A 16,320-nucleotide genomic window follows, 5' to 3' on the forward strand; every position below is an offset into this window, starting at 1 on the left:
TTGTTTGGGGCTCTGTTAATTATTTTTAAATGTTTTTTCAAAAGGGATTCTGTGCAAAATACTTCGTCCTAATGTTATTTCGTCTGCATACTCCAATTCATCACCAACCGATATCCCTCTCGCTATCGTTGAGATTATAATATTAGAATCTGCTATTTGTTTATAAATGTAAAAGTTGGTTGTATCTCCTTCCATTGTTGAGCTTAATGCAAAAATAATTTCCGACACAGTTCCTGATTTCACTTTTGTTACCAAACTAGAAATATTTAACTGATTTGGCCCTACTCCTTCAATTGGCGAAATTTTTCCGCCTAGAACATGATATATTCCTTTAAATTGTCCAGTATTTTCTATTGCCATCACATCTCTAATATCTTCTACAATACATATTGTTTCATGATTTCTAACTGGATTAGCACAGATTTCACAAATTTTAGTATCAGAAATATTATGGCAACTTTCACAAAACTTAATATCCTCTCGCATATTCAATAATGCTTGAGACAAAAAAACAGTTTGTTCTTTAGGCTGTTTCAACAAATGAAGAACTAATCGAAGTGCCGTACGCTTACCTATTCCTGGCAATTGCGACATTTCGTTTACTGCTTTTTCAATTAATTTTGATGAAAATTCCATGACGACAAAAGTAATACTTTTAATGGTTTAGCCTAAATTACAGCCATTAAATTCAAGTCTTAATCCTATTTAAAATTTAGCACGAAACCTCTTTCTTTTTCTTTACTAAAAAAATGCTTAATATTGATTTGTAGCTAATAAGACTAAAGTGCAAGCTACTTCTACCTCAATACCATTAGATTCTAATAATTGGTAAAATTCTGGATTTTCAGTTCCAGGGTTAAAAATTACTCGCTTAGGATGTGATTCAATTATATAATTATAATAATCTCTTTGACGAACAGGATTTAAATACAAAGTAATGGTATCAATATTTTTAATCGGGATTGTCTTTGTTTGAATTTTTACTCCAGCAACCTCACCTGCTCTTTGACCAATAGCCAATACTGAATGTCCTTTCCCAACCAACATATTAACAGCTCTAAATGAGTAACGTTCTGGATTTGTAGATGCGCCTATAACTAATGTTTTTTTACTTTTCATAGTTTTTGTTTAGACTGCAAAAGTAATCAAAAAAGAACGATTTAACTTTATGTCTTTGATTTAGAATTAATAGCAATTAAAAACAGAAACATAACATATTTTCATACAAAAGCATCAAAAAATAACTACATTTACTTCACTAACCAATGTAATATGGAATTATTTATTTACTTATTTGCTGCTTTATTTTCGGTATTGAACCCAATCGGAACTGTACCTATTTTTGTTGGATTAACACAACACGATTCTCAAAAAGAAAGATCACGTATTTCTCTCTGGACTGCTATTAATGTTTTCATCATATTATTGGTTTCCTATTTTATTGGCCAATATGTTCTAACTTTTTTCGGCATTAGTATAGATGCTCTAAGAATAGCAGGAGGAATAGTAATTGTAAATTCTGGATTCTCTTTACTCTCAGGCAAATTCAACAAAAAACGAGGAATCAATAAAAAAATTGAAAATGAGGCGCAACACAGAAATGATATCGCACTTACGCCATTAGCAATACCAATGCTTGCCGGCCCTGGATCTATGTCACTTTTAATTGCTTTCTATCAAGAACACCATGGAATAGAAGAAATTATAATTTCTTCATTAGCTATACTAGCTATTGCTGTAGCCATTTTTGCGATTTTAAAGAGCGCACATTATCTAGCTAGAATTTTAGGAGCTTCGGGAATTGTTGCAATTTCAAGAATTGTAGGCTTTATCGTAATTTCAATCGGCATTCAATATATTGTAAGTGCAATTGTAAATATTATTAAAGGAAATTTTTAATTCAAATACATTTTCCAAAAAGAAAAGGGATAAAATCACTTATGATTCTATCCCTTTTCTTTTATAAATTAGTTTTATTTTATTCTCTTGGCAAGAAAACTTCAGCCATCATACATCTTGCACTTCCACCGCCACAAGCTTCGATAGTATCAAGACTTGAACTCAAAATCTCTGCATGATTTTCTAACTGCGTAATTTGTTTTGGAGTCAAGCTTTGATGTGCAGAAGCGCTCATTACAATATATCTCTTATCATCTTTCCCACGAACCTCAAGCATATTTCCAGCAAAATTGTTCACCTGATCTTCTGTAATTAAAATAATTTCTTTTTTATCTTCTTTCAGATTATCTAAAACCATTTTTCGCTCTTTCTTATCATCAATAGAATCTGCGCAAATAACTGCAAAAGTTTCACCTAAGCACATCATCACATTAGTGTGATAAATTAGTTTTCGTTCTCCATCAACTGTTTGAAAAGCTTCGAAAATAACTGGAGCATAATCAAAATCTTCGCAGAACTCTATAAACAATTCTTCATCTGCTCTCGGAGATAATGCACAATATGCTTTTCCATTAGCTCTGTCTAAAAGCAAACTTCCTGTTCCTTCTAAGAAAATGCCGTCTTCTTCTGCAGAAGTATAATCCATGATATTAGAAATTTCAAATCCTTTTTCTTCCAAAGTATCCAAAATATCTTCACGGCGTTCTTGACGACGATTTTCAGCAAACATTGGATAAAGTGCAACGTCTCCATTTTCATGAAATGAAACCCAATTGTTTGGAAAAATACTATCTGGAGTATCTGTCTCTAAATTGTCATCAACAACAGTTACGTCAACACCAACCGCTCTTAACTTTTCTACAAAAGCATCAAATTCTTGTTGCGCTTTAGCATTAACAGTACTTGGCAAAAGTCCGTCTAATACTTTTTGATAATAATTATTTACAGCCGTCTGTTCATTCATTCTGAATGCAACTGGACGAATCATCACGATAGCATTAGTAGTTTGTTTCATTTTTTATATATTTTTTCGCTTAAAGTTTCAGGTTTCACGTCTTATAAAAAACTTGAAACCTGAAACAAAAAAAACTCTTTTAGTCTCTAATTAATGGTAAAGTTGAACATCTCAATAAACCTTCTTGTTTTGAAATTTCAGCATAGGGAATCTCTTCAACCGTAAAACCATTTTCTCGAAGCCAGTTGTTCAATCTTGTAAAGTTTTTCTCTGAAACCACTACATTTTCATCAATTGAAAAAACATTTGAAAACATATTATACATTTCGTTTCTTTCGATATGGAATAAGTTTTCTTTTCCAAAAAGTTTCACTAAATAAAGATAATCCGCTTCTTCGCGAAAACCTCTTTTGTAGATAATTCCTTTATTTTTTCCAACAGGTTGAAAACAACAATCTAAATGCAGTGCATTATCTCTTGCTTCTAACTTAGATTTTACTAAATCAAACTCTTTTACAATTTTATTAGGAAACAAAGATTTGATATAATTTACACCATGCATATTGGTTCTTGCAGTAATGTAGTCTTTATAATCACTCCCTTTATAAGTTCCAATAAAAATATGATCATTCCAAAGCATAACATCCCCTCCTTCAATATGAACTTCTTCTGGAGGACGAACAACTTTTAAGGGATCAATCTGATCAATTACATATTGAATGGCATCTAATTCTCGTTCTCTATCTGGCAGAATATTTGATTTTACAAAAACATCGTCAATTACAAATCCAATATCACGAGCAAAAATCTGATTATAATTTTCGATCATTTCCGGACGATAAACAGTTACATCATATTTCTGAAAAACAGCATTAAAAGCTTCCATTTCAGCAACCATATCTTTTTCTACAGGATAAGTTCCTGCCTTAATATGTTCCAATGATTTAGGGTCATAAGCCTCATCTATAGTTGGAGTTGGACCATTATGAACAGCAGAACCCAAAACTACAGCCCGAAGCCGAGACGTTTCGTTCTTTACATTTAATTGCAACATAACTTTATTATATTTTGAGCAAATATAAAAAAAGCTTCACAGTAAAGTGAAGCTTTCGTTTTTTATTTATTAGACTTAAATTCTCTTAAAGGATGTCCTGTATAAATTTGTCTTGGTCTTCCGATTGGCTCTTTATTTTCACGCATTTCTTTCCATTGCGCAATCCAACCTGGCAATCTTCCAATAGCAAACATTACAGTAAACATATCAGTTGGAATTCCTAAAGCTCTATAGATAATTCCAGAGTAGAAGTCAACGTTTGGATATAGGTTTCTTGATTTGAAATATTCATCTTCAAGAGCAGCTTTTTCTAATTTTCTTGCAATTTCTAAAATTGGATCTTCAACACCTAAAGTTTCTAATACTTCTGTTGCTGCTTTTTTGATGATTTTAGCTCTTGGATCAAAGTTTTTGTAAACTCTGTGCCCGAATCCCATCAAACGGAATGGATCATTTTTGTCTTTTGCTTTCGCTAAAAACTTATCTGTATCTCCACCGTCTTTGTTAATTTCTTCTAACATTTCAAGCACTGCTTGGTTTGCTCCACCGTGAAGTGGCCCCCAAAGTGCAGAAACTCCTGCAGAAACAGAAGCAAATAAGCCGGCGTGAGAAGAACCTACCATTCTAACTGTAGAAGTAGAACAGTTTTGCTCGTGATCAGCATGAAGAATAAATAATTTATCTAAAGCATTTACGATTACTGGATTTGCAGCGTAAGGTCCCGTAGGCAATTTAAACATTAATTGCATGAAGCTTTCTACATAACCTTTAGTATTATCATAGTAATTCAAAGGATAACCCATAGATTTTCTGTAAGTCCATGTAGCAATCACTAAAAATTTTGCCATTGTTTTACAAATAGCTTCATACATTTCTTTCTCATTATCAACATTAACCGCTTTAGGATTAAAAGCTGTTAAAGCGCTTGTTAAAGCAGATAACACTCCCATAGGGTGAGCTGTTTTAGGGAAGCCATCGATGATATTTTTCATTTCTTCGTTTACCAAAGAATGCTTTTTAATACCATTTTCAAAATCTTCTAATTGTGAAGCCGTAGGCAATTCACCAAAAATCAAAAGATATGAAACTTCCAAGAAACTAGCTTTTTCAGCAAGATCTTCAATTGAATATCCTCTGTAACGTAAAATTCCTTCTTCTCCATCTAGGAAAGTAATTTCACTTGTGCAAGATCCCGAATTCTTGTAACCTGGATCAAGTGTAATATAACCTGTTAAATCACGTAATTTGTTAATATCGATAGCTGATTCGTTTTCACTTCCTGTGATTACCGGAAGCTCAATCTTTTTACCATCTATTTCTAATGTAGCTATTTTTGACATAATATACTGGAAATAATTCTTTAAATAATAATTTATCAAATCTAATGAATTTAAGACTAATTAAAAAAAGAATACTGCTATGAATTTGTTAAAACTCCAAAAAAAAACCATCCGCGGTGGCAGATGGTTTTTTCCAATATATAATTTCTAAGATTATTTGATTTTAAAAGCATTTAAACCAGGGAAATAAGCAGTACTTCCTAGTTCTTCTTCAATTCTCAATAATTGGTTGTATTTAGCCATACGATCAGAACGAGAAGCAGAACCTGTTTTAATTTGACCACAGTTTAAAGCAACAGCTAAATCTGCGATTGTATTATCTTCAGTTTCTCCAGAACGGTGAGACATTACAGACGTATATCCAGCGTTTTTAGCCATATTTACTGCTGCAATAGTTTCAGTTAAAGTTCCAATTTGGTTTACTTTTACTAAGATTGAGTTAGCAATTCCTTTTTCGATACCAGTTGACAAACGAGCAACATTAGTAACAAACAAATCATCTCCAACTAATTGAACTTTATCTCCAATTTTTTCAGTTAAAGCTTTCCATCCATCCCAGTCATCTTCGTACATACCGTCTTCGATAGAGATAATTGGGTATTTAGTAGCAAGTTCAGCTAAGTATTCAGCTTGCTCAGCAGATGTTCTGATTTTTCCAGTTTCTCCTTCAAATTTAGTGTAATCGTATTTACCATTTACATAAAACTCAGAAGCAGCACAGTCAAGAGCAATCATGATTTCGTCACCGAAAGAATATCCAGCTTTTTCAACCGCAAGTTTAATAGTATCTAAAGCATCTTCAGTTCCACCAGCTAAGTTTGGAGCAAAACCGCCTTCATCACCTACAGCAGTACTTAAACCTCTATCGTGTAATACTTTTTTCAAGTTGTGGAAAATTTCAGTTCCCATTTGCATAGCATGTGTAAAAGAAGTAGCTTTTACTGGGAAAATCATAAACTCTTGGAATGCGATTGGCGCATCAGAGTGAGAACCTCCGTTGATGATATTCATCATTGGAACTGGCAATGTATTAGCAGAAACACCACCTACGTATCTGTATAATGGCAATCCAAGTTCGTTAGCAGCAGCTTTTGCAGCAGCTAAAGAAACTCCTAAAATAGCATTAGCTCCTAATTTAGACTTGTTTGGAGTACCATCCAAATCAATCATTAATTGGTCAATTGTGTTTTGTTCGAAAACAGAAGTTCCAACTAATTCTTCAGCAATAATAGTATTTACATTATTCACTGCATTCAAAACACCTTTACCTAGATAAGCTTTACCTCCATCACGTAATTCAACAGCTTCGTGCTCTCCAGTTGATGCTCCAGATGGAACAGCAGCTCTACCTAAAACTCCATTTTCAGTTACTACATCAACTTCAATAGTAGGATTACCTCTAGAATCAAGAATTTGTCTTGCGTGAACTTTAATTATAATACTCATTATTTTTGTTTTTTATTAATAAATTATATTTTTTTTTCGAAATTATAAAAATATTTAATACCATAAACGAGCTTTAGTCATTAGACCCGTTTATTTATTAACTACATCGTTTTAGGCTTTGCTACTTTTAATATTCTCTACAAATTGGTCAAACAAATATGACGAATCATGCGGTCCTGGGCTAGCCTCTGGGTGATATTGCACAGAAAAGCAATTTTTGTTTTTCATTCGCATTCCAGCAACAGTTCCGTCATTTAAGTGTACATGGGTAATCTCCAATTCTGGATGATTTTCTAACTGTTCTTTTCTAACAGCGAACCCATGATTTTGAGAAGTTATCTCACCTTTACCGGTAATGATGTTTTTAACTGGGTGATTAATTCCTCGGTGTCCGTTAAACATTTTATACGTTTCAACCCCATTTGCTAAACCAATTACTTGGTGTCCTAAACAGATTCCGAACAAAGGTTTATTATCTGCTAAAATTTCTTTTGCTACCTGAATTGCTCCAAATAAAGGATCTGGATCTCCAGGTCCATTTGACAAGAAATATCCATCTGGATTAAACTCCGACATGTCTTTATAAGTTGAATCGAAAGGATACACCTTAATGTAACAATCTCTTTTTGCAAGATTTCTCAAGATATTCTTTTTGATACCAAGGTCTAAAGCCGAAATTTTATAAGTAGCATTTTCGTCTCCGAAGAAATATGGCTCCTTAGTAGAAACTTTTGATGCCAATTCTAAACCTTCCATATTTGGCACGTTAGCCAATTCTTTCTTCAGATCTTCTATTGAAGTTCCATCTGTACAAATTACAGCATTCATAGCACCGTTATCACGAATATAACTTACAAGTGCACGAGTATCTACATCAGAAATACAGATTAAGTTTTGTTTAGCAAAATAATCTTCTAAACTTCCAGAAGCATTTTCTCTAGAATAATTAAAACTGAAGTTTTTACAAACTAAACCGGCAATTTTAATACTATCAGATTCCACCTCAGAATCATTAACACCATAGTTTCCGATATGTGTATTTGTAGCAACCATTATTTGCCCGAAATAAGAAGGATCAGTAAAAATTTCCTGATACCCTGTCATTCCAGTATTAAAACAAACTTCACCAAAAGTTTTACCGCTAATTCCGATAGATTTTCCGTGAAAGATTGTTCCGTCACTAAGTAATAAAATGGCGCTTTGTCGTGTTGTGTATTTCATTATTTAATTTGTATTGTTTTTTTTTAATCAAGTTATAAAACCTAATCAAGGTTTTAAGTGTAATTAGAATTTTGCAAATTTACTTCTTTAAAATAGCCCTTCCAAGATTTTTTAAAACTTTCACTCGTAAAAATAAAACCTATCATTTTAAATAAGTTACATTTCTGCAGTTTCAAAAAAATCAAAAAAAAAGGATAAACTAAAAATTAGTTTATCCTTGATTTTTATAGAATGATTACTTTCATAATTATTCAGAAGCTTCAGTAGTCGTTTCTGATTCAGCAGCAGGGGCTTCAGGAGCAGCAGTTTCAGCTTTTTTAGCTTTACCACCACGACGGCTTTTCGCTTTTTTAACTTCTTTTTTACCTCCGTTGTAAAGTTCATTGAAGTCAACAAGTTCGATCATCGCCATATCAGCGTTATCTCCCAAACGATTTCCAACTTTAATGATACGTGTGTATCCACCTGGACGGTCACCTACTTTAGCAGCAACATCTCTGAACAAATCAGTTACAGCGTATTTGTTACGTAAGTAAGCAAAAACAATACGACGATTGTGAGTCGTATCCTCTTTTGATTTTGTAATTAAAGGCTCAACAAATTGTTTAAGCGCTTTAGCTTTAGCAACAGTAGTGTTAATACGTTTGTGCTCGATAAGAGAACAAGCCATATTAGCCAACATAGCTTTTCTATGTCCAGTCTGTCTGCTTAAGTGGTTGAATTTTTTTCCGTGTCTCATGACGTGTTTTTTTTATCTTCATCTTGCTACAATCCACCATGGAGAGCAAAATATGAAGTAAATTATTCTTTATCTAATTTGTATTTAGCTAAATCCATTCCGAAAGTTAAATTCTTCACTGCAACAAGTTCATCAAGTTCAGTTAAAGATTTTTTACCAAAATTACGGAATTTCATTAGGTCATTTTTATTGAACGATACTAAATCACCAAGTGTATCAACTTCAGCCGCTTTCAAGCAATTTAATGCTCTCACAGATAAATCCATATCAACAAGCTTAGTTTTAAGCAATTGTCTCATATGCAATGACTCTTCATCATACGATTCTGTTTGTGCAATTTCGTCAGCCTCAAGTGTAATTCTTTCGTCAGAGAATAACATGAAATGGTGAATTAAAACTTTAGCAGCTTCAGTAAGAGCATCTTTAGGATTGATAGATCCATCAGTTTTGATTTCAAAAACTAATTTTTCGTAATCCGTCTTTTGCTCAACACGGAAATTTTCGATTGCATATTTTACATTTTTTACCGGAGTAAAAATAGAATCTGTAAAAATCGTTCCAATTGCAGCATTCTGTTTTTTGTTCTCTTCAGCAGGCACGTATCCTCTACCTTTTTCGATTGTTAAATCGAAATTCAATTTGATTTTAGAATCTAAGTTACAGATAACAAGGTCTGGATTTAGAACTTGGAAACCTGAAATAAATTTCTGAAAATCACCTGCTGTTAATTGATCTTTACCTGAAACAGAAATAGTAACTGATTCATTATCGATATCTTCAATTTGACGTTTGAAACGTACTTGTTTTAGATTAAGGATAATTTCGGTAACATCCTCAACAACACCTGAAATAGTAGAAAACTCATGATCTACACCTTCGATACGAACAGATGTAATTGCATAACCTTCTAACGCTGAAAGCAAAACTCTTCTAAGTGCATTACCAACTGTCAATCCGTAACCAGGTTCTAAAGGTCTAAACTCAAATTTACCTTCAAAATCGGTTGAATCGATCATGATAACTTTATCGGGCTTTTGAAAATTAAATATTGCCATAAATTTCGACTAAGTCAATTATTATTTGTTGTACAACTCTACGATTAATTGTTCTTTAATGTTTTCTGGAATTTGAAGTCTTGCAGGTACAGAAACGAAAGTTCCTTCTTTAAGATCATTGTTCCAAGTAATCCATTCATAAACATGACTTGAATTTGATAAAGAACGTTCGATAGCTTCTAAAGATTTAGATTTTTCACGAACTGCAACTTTATCACCAGGCTTAAGGTGGTAAGAAGGAATATTAACAACCTCTCCATTTACAGTAATGTGTCTGTGAGAAACGATTTGACGCGCACCTCTTCTAGATGGAGCAATTCCCATTCTAAAAACAACATTATCTAATCTTGCTTCGCATAATTGTAATAGAACTTCACCAGTTACTCCTTTAGTCGCTGATGCTTTTTCGAATAAATTTCTGAATTGTTTTTCTAAAATTCCATAAGAATATTTAGCTTTTTGCTTTTCCATTAACTGAACAGCATACTCAGATTTTTTTCCTCTTTTTTTAGCCATCCCGTGTTGTCCAGGTGGGTAATTTCTTTTTTCGAAAGATCTATCATCTCCGAAGATTGCCTCGCCAAATTTACGAGCGATTTTGGTTTTAGGACCAGTATATCTTGCCATTTTAAAAAAATTTTAAGGTAGAAATTATGAATTCAGGTCTAATCCTTCGATAATTTATGTTCTACCTTGATTATACTATAAAAATAAAAAATTAAACTCTACGTCTTTTTGGAGGACGACATCCGTTGTGTGGCATTGGAGTAACATCAATAATTTCAGTAACTTCAATTCCACCGTTATGAATAGAACGGATAGCAGACTCACGTCCGTTACCTGGTCCTTTTACATAAACTTTCACTTTTTTAAGTCCTGCCTCAAGTGCTACTTTAGTGCAATCTTCTGCTGCCATTTGAGCTGCATAAGGAGTGTTCTTTTTAGAACCTCTGAAACCCATTTTACCAGCTGAAGACCAAGAGATAACTTCACCTTTCTTATTAGTCAAAGAAATAATAATGTTATTAAAAGTGGCAGAAATATGAGCCTCACCCGTTGATTCAACGATAACTTTACGTTTTTTTGCAGTTGCTTTAGCCATATTACTTATTATTTAGTTGCTTTTTTCTTGTTAGCAACAGTTTTTCTTTTACCTTTTCTTGTTCTTGAGTTGTTTTTAGTTCTTTGTCCTCTTAATGGAAGACCAGATCTGTGACGAATACCTCTGTAACATCCAATATCCATTAAACGTTTAATGTTTAAAGAAATTTCAGAACGTAATTCTCCTTCAATTTTGTAAAATGAAACAGCTTCACGAATTGCTCCGATTTCATCATCATTCCAATCTTGAACTTTTTTATCTTGGCTAACTTGAGCTTTTTCTAAAATCTCAATAGCTCTACTTTTTCCTAATCCGAAGATATAGGTAAGTGCAATAACACCTCTTTTGTTTTTTGGGATATCTACCCCTGCTATTCTTGCCATAATTATCCTTGTCTTTGTTTAAATCTAGGATTCTTTTTGTTTATTACGTACAGTCTCCCTTTTCTACGCACGATAATGCACTCGGCACTTCTCTTTTTTACTGATGCTCTAACTTTCATAGTGAATATCCTTTAATATCGATAAGTAATTCTTGCTTTTGACAAATCGTAAGGACTCATTTCTAGTTTCACTTTATCACCAGGTAATAACTTGATGTAATGCATTCGCATTTTACCAGAAATATGAGCAATTACAATATGTCCATTTTCTAACTCTACACGGAACATAGCATTTGACAATGCTTCTATAATTGATCCGTCTTGTTCTATTGCTGATTGTTTTGCCATAAATATATTAAGCTACCGCTTTTCTATTTTTACCAGTCTTCATTAAACCATCATAATGTTTGTTTAACAAGTATGAATTGATCTGTTGAATAGTATCTATTGCAACACCAACCATAATTATTAATGAGGTACCTCCAAAAAACATTGCCCAAGATTGTTGTACATCCATAATACTTACAACAATAGCTGGGAACACAGCAATCAAAGCAAGGAATAAAGATCCTGGGAAAGTTATTAAAGACATCACTTTATCAAGGAAGTCAGAAGTTTCTGCTCCTGGACGAACGCCTGGAATAAAACCACCGCTTCTTTTTAAATCATCAGCCATTTTGTTAGTAGGAACGGTGATTGCAGTATAAAAGAATGTAAATACAATAATTAAAGTTGCAAAAACAAAATTATACCAAAAACCAAACATATTACTAAATGCACCAACAATAGATTGTGATGTATCTGATTTAGACAATCCAGCCACAGCTGCAGGGATAAACATAATTGCTTGAGCAAAAATGATTGGCATAACTCCAGAAGCATTAAGCTTTAGAGGAATCCATTGTCTATTACCACCTGCCAAATCTTGTTCGTAATCTCCACTTGTAGTACGACGAGCATACTGCACAGGGATTCTACGTACTGCCATTGTAAGCAATACACAAGAAATGATAACTAACAGCCACACAATAATTTCAATAACTAATAACATTGGACCTCCATTGTTATTGGTAACACGAGTTGTAAACTCTTGGATAAAAGCTTGTGGTAAACGAGCTAAAATACCAACCATAATTAACAATGAAATACCATTTCCAATACCTTTATCTGTAATTTTTTCTCCAAGCCACATAGCAAAAATTGTACCAGTAACTAAGATAATAACAGACGAGAACAAAAATTCAGGTGAATTAAAGCCTAGCAAAAATGCATTACTAGGCAATGTTCTGTATAAATTATAGATATAAGTTGGACCTTGAACCAATGTGATAGCGATTGTCAACCAACGAGTGATTTGATTAATCTTTTTTCTACCACTTTCCCCATCATTTTGAAGTTTTTGCAAATATGGAATCGCAATTCCCATCAACTGAACAACAATAGACGCAGAAATATAAGGCATGATACCTAAGGCAAAAACTGAAGCCTTAGAGAAAGCACCCCCGGTGAACATGTCTAGAATAGATCCTAGACCATTTTTAGTTTGTCCCGCTAAACCAGTCAATTGCGTTGCGTCAATTCCAGGAAGCGTAACGTGTGCTCCAAAACGATATACTAAAAGCAATCCTAAAGTAATTAAGATTCTATTTTTTAGTTCTTCGATTTTCCAAACATTACTTATTGATTCAATAAATTTCTTCATCTTAATAGATAAGTTATATAGTTACAGCTTCTCCTCCAGCAGCTTCAATAGCAGCTTTTGCAGTAGCAGTAAATTTGTGGGCAGTTACTTTTAATTTTGCTTTCAATTCTCCTCTACCTAAAATCTTAACGATCTCATTTTTAGAAGCTAGACGATTTGCTACGAAATCTGCCATTGAAACAGAATCAGTAATTACACCGTTATCAACTAATAATTGAAGAGTATCTAAATTAACACCTTCGTATTCTTTACGATTGATGTTTTTGAAACCAAACTTAGGTACACGTCTTTGAAGTGGCATTTGACCTCCTTCAAAACCAATCTTTTTAGAATAACCAGAACGAGATTTTGCTCCTTTGTGTCCACGTGCAGCAGTACCACCTTTTCCAGAACCTTCTCCTCTACCTAATCTTTTATTTTGATTGTGTGTAGATCCCTCAGCAGGTTGTAAGTTACTTAAATTCATAACAGTATTTGTTATTTAGCTTCTTCAACAGAAACTAAGTGTTTAACTTTGTTTATCATCCCAAGGATAGCAGGATTTGACTCATGCTCCACAACTTGTCCAATTTTACGTAGACCTAAAGCTTCCAACCCTCTCTTTTGAGAAAGAGGACAGTTGATTTTGCTTCTTACTTGTTTTACTAATAATTTAGCCATAATTTCCTGAATTAACCTTTAAAAACTTTTTCTAAAGAAATACCTCTCTGTTTTGCAACAGTATGAGCGCTTCTCATTTGCAATAAAGCATCAAAAGTTGCTTTTACTACGTTATGTGGATTTGATGATCCTTGAGATTTAGACAATACATCGTGAATACCTACTGACTCAAGAACTGAACGAACAGCTCCACCAGCGATAACTCCAGTACCATGAGATGCTGGAATTAAGAATACACGCGCACCACCAAATTTACCTTTTTGTTCGTGAGGAACAGATTGACCGTTCAAAGGAATTCTCACCAAGTTTTTCTTAGCATCTTCTACTGCTTTCGCAATTGCTTCAGAAACGTCTTTAGATTTTCCTAATCCGTGACCAACTACTCCATTTTCATCACCTACAACTACAATAGCAGAAAAACCAAAAGCTCTACCTCCTTTTGTAACTTTAGTAACACGATTTACACTAACTAGACGATCTTTTAATTCAAGACCACTAGGTTTTACCAATTCTACATTTTTGTATTTAGACATAATATATTAGAATTTAAGTCCAGCGGCTCTTGCGCCTTCTGCTAATGATTTAATACGACCGTGATATAAATATCCACCTCTGTCGAAAGTGATGGTATCAATCCCAGCTTTTAACGCTTTCTCTGCAACTAATTTTCCAACAGCAGCAGCTACTTCAACGTTAGTACCTTTTCCTATTTCTTTTTCTCTTGAAGATGCAGCTAATATAGTAACTCCATTTACATCATCAATAATTTGAGCGTAAATTTCTTTATTACTTCTAAAAACAGAAAGTCTAGGTCTTGCAGCAGTACCACTAACCGATTTTCTAATTCTGAATTTAATTCTCTGTCTTCTTTCAGATTTTGTTAATGACATAATCTTATATTTTAAGCTGATTTACCTGCTTTTCTTCTTAATACTTCACCCACAAATTTAACACCTTTTCCTTTGTATGGCTCAGGCTTACGGAAACTTCTGATTTTCGCAGCTACTTGACCTAAAAGTTGTTTATCAAATGATGTTAATTTTACGATAGGGTTCTTACCTTTTTCAGATATTGTTTCTAAAGATACTTCTGGAGCAATTTCCAAAACAATATTGTGAGAATATCCAAGAGCTAAATCTAATTTTTGACCTTGGTTTGAAGCTCTATAACCAACTCCAACTAATTCAAGTTCTTTTGTAAAACCTTCAGATACACCAACAATCATGTTACTGATTAAAGCTCTGTATAATCCGTGTTTTGCTCTTTGGTCTTTATAATCAGATGATCTTTCTATTGTGATTTGATCACCTTCAACTTTTACAGTTACGTCCGAAAACTCCTGAATTAGTTGACCTTTTTTTCCTTTTACTGTAATACTACCTTCTTTAACTTCAACAGTTACACCAGCAGGAATTACAATTGGACTTTTACCTATTCTTGACATCTTATCTAGTGTTTAAAATTAGTATACGTAACAAATTACTTCACCACCTACATTTAATTGCTTAGCTTGTTTTCCAGTCATCAAACCTTTTGATGTAGAAACGATAGCAATTCCTAATCCGTTAAGGATTCTTGGTAATTTGGCAGCACCTGCGTACTTACGTAAACCAGGTTTACTAATTCTTTGAATATCTTTAATTACAGGCTCTTTAGTATCTTTATCGTACTTTAAAGCAATTTTGATAGAACCTTGAACTGTGTTCTGCTCAAATTTGTAACTCAAGATGTAACCTTGATCAAATAAGATCTTAGTTATCTCTTTTTTTAGATTAGATGCTGGAATCTCAACAACTTTGTGGTTTGCTGCCACAGCGTTACGAACTCTAGTCAAATAATCTGCAATAGGATCTGTATACATATGTATTTGATTGCGATTATGGTTTTCAGGAAGCACCCCGCTTCCTGAACCTTTAATCAATTTATAAACTTTTTTAAATTACCAGCTTGCTTTTTTCACACCTGGAATTAATCCATTGTTAGCCATTTCACGGAAAGTTACACGTGAAATACCGAATTGACGGATGTAACCTCTTGGTCTTCCAGTCAATTTACAACGGTTATGCAAACGAACAGGTGAAGCGTTTTTTGGTAATCTTTGTAAACCTTCATAGTCTCCAGCTTCTAATAAAGCTTTTCTCTTTTCAGCATACTTAGCTACCGTTTTCTCTCTTTTCACCTCGCGGGCTTTCATTGATTCTTTAGCCATGTCTTAATTCTTTTTAAAAGGTAATCCTAATTCAGCCAATAATGACTTCGCTTCCTTGTCAGTTTTTGCAGTAGTAACAAATGTAATATCCATTCCTGAAATTTTGTTTACTTTGTCAATATCAATTTCTGGGAAAATGATTTGCTCTAAAACTCCAAGATTGTAGTTACCTCTTCCGTCAAAACCAGTAGCTTTAATACCATTGAAATCTCTAACACGTGGTAAAGCAGAAGTAATAAGTCTATCTAAAAACTCATACATTCTTTCTCCACGTAAAGTTACTTTTGCTCCAATAGGCATCCCTTTTCTTAATTTGAAAGATGCAACGTCTTTCTTAGAAATTGTAGATACTGCTTTTTGTCCAGTGATCTTTGTTAACTCATCAACTGCATAGTCAATAAGTTTTTTATCAGATACAGCTGCACCAACTCCACGGCTCAAAACGATTTTTTCAAGTTTAGGAACTTGCATTACGTTTGTATATCCGAACTCTTCTTTAAGAGCAGAGATTACTCTACTCTTATATTCTTCTTTTAGTCTAGGTGTATATGCCATT

Annotated in this window: 24 protein-coding genes; 1 reads left to right on the forward strand and 23 read right to left on the reverse strand. The window is 33.5% G+C overall.

The features are described from left to right. Positions 1-15 precede the first annotated feature (15 nt). Positions 16-636: a recombination mediator RecR gene (gene recR / locus DMB71_RS05680; RefSeq protein WP_111364435.1), complete on the reverse strand. Its 621-nt coding sequence runs from the start codon at positions 634-636 to the stop codon at positions 16-18. Positions 637-753: 117 nt separating this feature from the next. Further along, entirely contained in the window at positions 754-1,119 is a 366-nt protein-coding gene (locus DMB71_RS05685) for a CoA-binding protein (RefSeq protein WP_111364437.1), read from the reverse strand. Between the two features lie 153 nt (positions 1,120-1,272). Here DMB71_RS05685 and DMB71_RS05690 point away from each other — a divergent pair, with 153 nt between their 5' ends. Further along, positions 1,273-1,899, forward strand: coding sequence for a MarC family NAAT transporter (locus tag DMB71_RS05690; protein ID WP_111364439.1), 627 nt, complete (start codon positions 1,273-1,275; stop codon positions 1,897-1,899). A 79-nt stretch (positions 1,900-1,978) separates the two neighbouring features. On the opposite strand, the gene ctlX is transcribed toward DMB71_RS05690, so the two are convergent. The 21 genes from ctlX to rplE form a co-directional block, all read right to left on the reverse strand. Next, positions 1,979-2,914: a citrulline utilization hydrolase CtlX gene (gene ctlX, locus DMB71_RS05695; protein WP_111364441.1), complete on the reverse strand. Its 936-nt coding sequence runs from the start codon at positions 2,912-2,914 to the stop codon at positions 1,979-1,981. Positions 2,915-2,993: 79 nt separating this feature from the next. Next, positions 2,994-3,908: a dimethylarginine dimethylaminohydrolase family protein gene (locus tag DMB71_RS05700; protein ID WP_111364443.1), complete on the reverse strand. Its 915-nt coding sequence runs from the start codon at positions 3,906-3,908 to the stop codon at positions 2,994-2,996. A gap of 62 nt (positions 3,909-3,970) precedes the next feature. Continuing rightward, positions 3,971-5,248: a citrate synthase gene (locus DMB71_RS05705; protein WP_111364445.1), complete on the reverse strand. Its 1,278-nt coding sequence runs from the start codon at positions 5,246-5,248 to the stop codon at positions 3,971-3,973. A gap of 153 nt (positions 5,249-5,401) precedes the next feature. Then, positions 5,402-6,694, reverse strand: coding sequence for a phosphopyruvate hydratase (gene eno, locus DMB71_RS05710; RefSeq protein ID WP_111364446.1), 1,293 nt, complete (start codon positions 6,692-6,694; stop codon positions 5,402-5,404). Between the two features lie 111 nt (positions 6,695-6,805). Next, positions 6,806-7,915, reverse strand: a complete 1,110-nt coding sequence (carA, locus tag DMB71_RS05715; RefSeq protein ID WP_111364448.1) for a glutamine-hydrolyzing carbamoyl-phosphate synthase small subunit — start codon at positions 7,913-7,915, stop codon at positions 6,806-6,808. A 247-nt stretch (positions 7,916-8,162) separates the two neighbouring features. Then, positions 8,163-8,654, reverse strand: a complete 492-nt coding sequence (gene rplQ, locus DMB71_RS05720; RefSeq protein ID WP_008464331.1) for a 50S ribosomal protein L17 — start codon at positions 8,652-8,654, stop codon at positions 8,163-8,165. 62 nt (positions 8,655-8,716) lie between these two features. After that, a complete protein-coding gene (locus DMB71_RS05725; RefSeq protein ID WP_008464329.1) occupies positions 8,717-9,709 on the reverse strand; it encodes a DNA-directed RNA polymerase subunit alpha in 993 nt (330 codons plus the stop codon). Between the two features lie 21 nt (positions 9,710-9,730). Beyond that, positions 9,731-10,336 carry a 30S ribosomal protein S4 gene (gene rpsD, locus DMB71_RS05730; protein ID WP_111364450.1) on the reverse strand — a complete coding sequence of 202 codons (606 nt, stop codon included), beginning with the start codon at positions 10,334-10,336 and terminating at the stop codon, positions 9,731-9,733. 91 nt (positions 10,337-10,427) lie between these two features. Next, positions 10,428-10,811, reverse strand: a complete 384-nt coding sequence (rpsK, locus tag DMB71_RS05735; protein WP_008464324.1) for a 30S ribosomal protein S11 — start codon at positions 10,809-10,811, stop codon at positions 10,428-10,430. Positions 10,812-10,819: 8 nt separating this feature from the next. Further along, complete coding sequence (gene rpsM / locus DMB71_RS05740; protein ID WP_008464322.1) at positions 10,820-11,194, reverse strand: 30S ribosomal protein S13; 375 nt, start codon at positions 11,192-11,194, stop codon at positions 10,820-10,822. A 2-nt stretch (positions 11,195-11,196) separates the two neighbouring features. After that, the gene (gene ykgO / locus DMB71_RS05745) at positions 11,197-11,313 is read right to left on the reverse strand and encodes a type B 50S ribosomal protein L36 (protein ID WP_002987490.1); all 117 of its coding nucleotides are present in this window, start codon (positions 11,311-11,313) and stop codon (positions 11,197-11,199) included. A gap of 12 nt (positions 11,314-11,325) precedes the next feature. Next, positions 11,326-11,541, reverse strand: coding sequence for a translation initiation factor IF-1 (gene infA / locus DMB71_RS05750; protein WP_007136545.1), 216 nt, complete (start codon positions 11,539-11,541; stop codon positions 11,326-11,328). Positions 11,542-11,548: 7 nt separating this feature from the next. Beyond that, positions 11,549-12,895 carry a preprotein translocase subunit SecY gene (secY, locus tag DMB71_RS05755; protein ID WP_111364452.1) on the reverse strand — a complete coding sequence of 449 codons (1,347 nt, stop codon included), beginning with the start codon at positions 12,893-12,895 and terminating at the stop codon, positions 11,549-11,551. A 13-nt stretch (positions 12,896-12,908) separates the two neighbouring features. Then, complete coding sequence (gene rplO, locus DMB71_RS05760) at positions 12,909-13,361, reverse strand: 50S ribosomal protein L15 (protein ID WP_008464317.1); 453 nt, start codon at positions 13,359-13,361, stop codon at positions 12,909-12,911. Between the two features lie 11 nt (positions 13,362-13,372). Beyond that, entirely contained in the window at positions 13,373-13,555 is a 183-nt protein-coding gene (gene rpmD, locus DMB71_RS05765) for a 50S ribosomal protein L30 (protein WP_008464315.1), read from the reverse strand. An 11-nt stretch (positions 13,556-13,566) separates the two neighbouring features. Continuing rightward, positions 13,567-14,091 (reverse strand): 30S ribosomal protein S5, encoded by a 525-nt coding sequence (gene rpsE, locus DMB71_RS05770; protein ID WP_111364454.1) that lies wholly within the window; start codon positions 14,089-14,091, stop codon positions 13,567-13,569. 3 nt (positions 14,092-14,094) lie between these two features. Next, complete coding sequence (gene rplR / locus DMB71_RS05775) at positions 14,095-14,445, reverse strand: 50S ribosomal protein L18 (protein ID WP_008464310.1); 351 nt, start codon at positions 14,443-14,445, stop codon at positions 14,095-14,097. Positions 14,446-14,456: 11 nt separating this feature from the next. After that, the gene (gene rplF, locus DMB71_RS05780; protein WP_111364456.1) at positions 14,457-14,999 is read right to left on the reverse strand and encodes a 50S ribosomal protein L6; all 543 of its coding nucleotides are present in this window, start codon (positions 14,997-14,999) and stop codon (positions 14,457-14,459) included. Between the two features lie 18 nt (positions 15,000-15,017). Beyond that, positions 15,018-15,416: a 30S ribosomal protein S8 gene (gene rpsH, locus DMB71_RS05785; RefSeq protein WP_008464306.1), complete on the reverse strand. Its 399-nt coding sequence runs from the start codon at positions 15,414-15,416 to the stop codon at positions 15,018-15,020. A 78-nt stretch (positions 15,417-15,494) separates the two neighbouring features. Beyond that, a complete protein-coding gene (rpsN, locus tag DMB71_RS05790; protein WP_008464305.1) occupies positions 15,495-15,764 on the reverse strand; it encodes a 30S ribosomal protein S14 in 270 nt (89 codons plus the stop codon). A gap of 3 nt (positions 15,765-15,767) precedes the next feature. Continuing rightward, a complete protein-coding gene (rplE, locus tag DMB71_RS05795; RefSeq protein WP_008464302.1) occupies positions 15,768-16,319 on the reverse strand; it encodes a 50S ribosomal protein L5 in 552 nt (183 codons plus the stop codon). Between the last annotated feature and the right edge of the window lies 1 nt (position 16,320).

Source organism: Flavobacterium tistrianum (genome assembly GCF_003254545.1).
GTDB classification, from domain to species: Bacteria; Bacteroidota; Bacteroidia; order Flavobacteriales; family Flavobacteriaceae; genus Flavobacterium; species Flavobacterium tistrianum.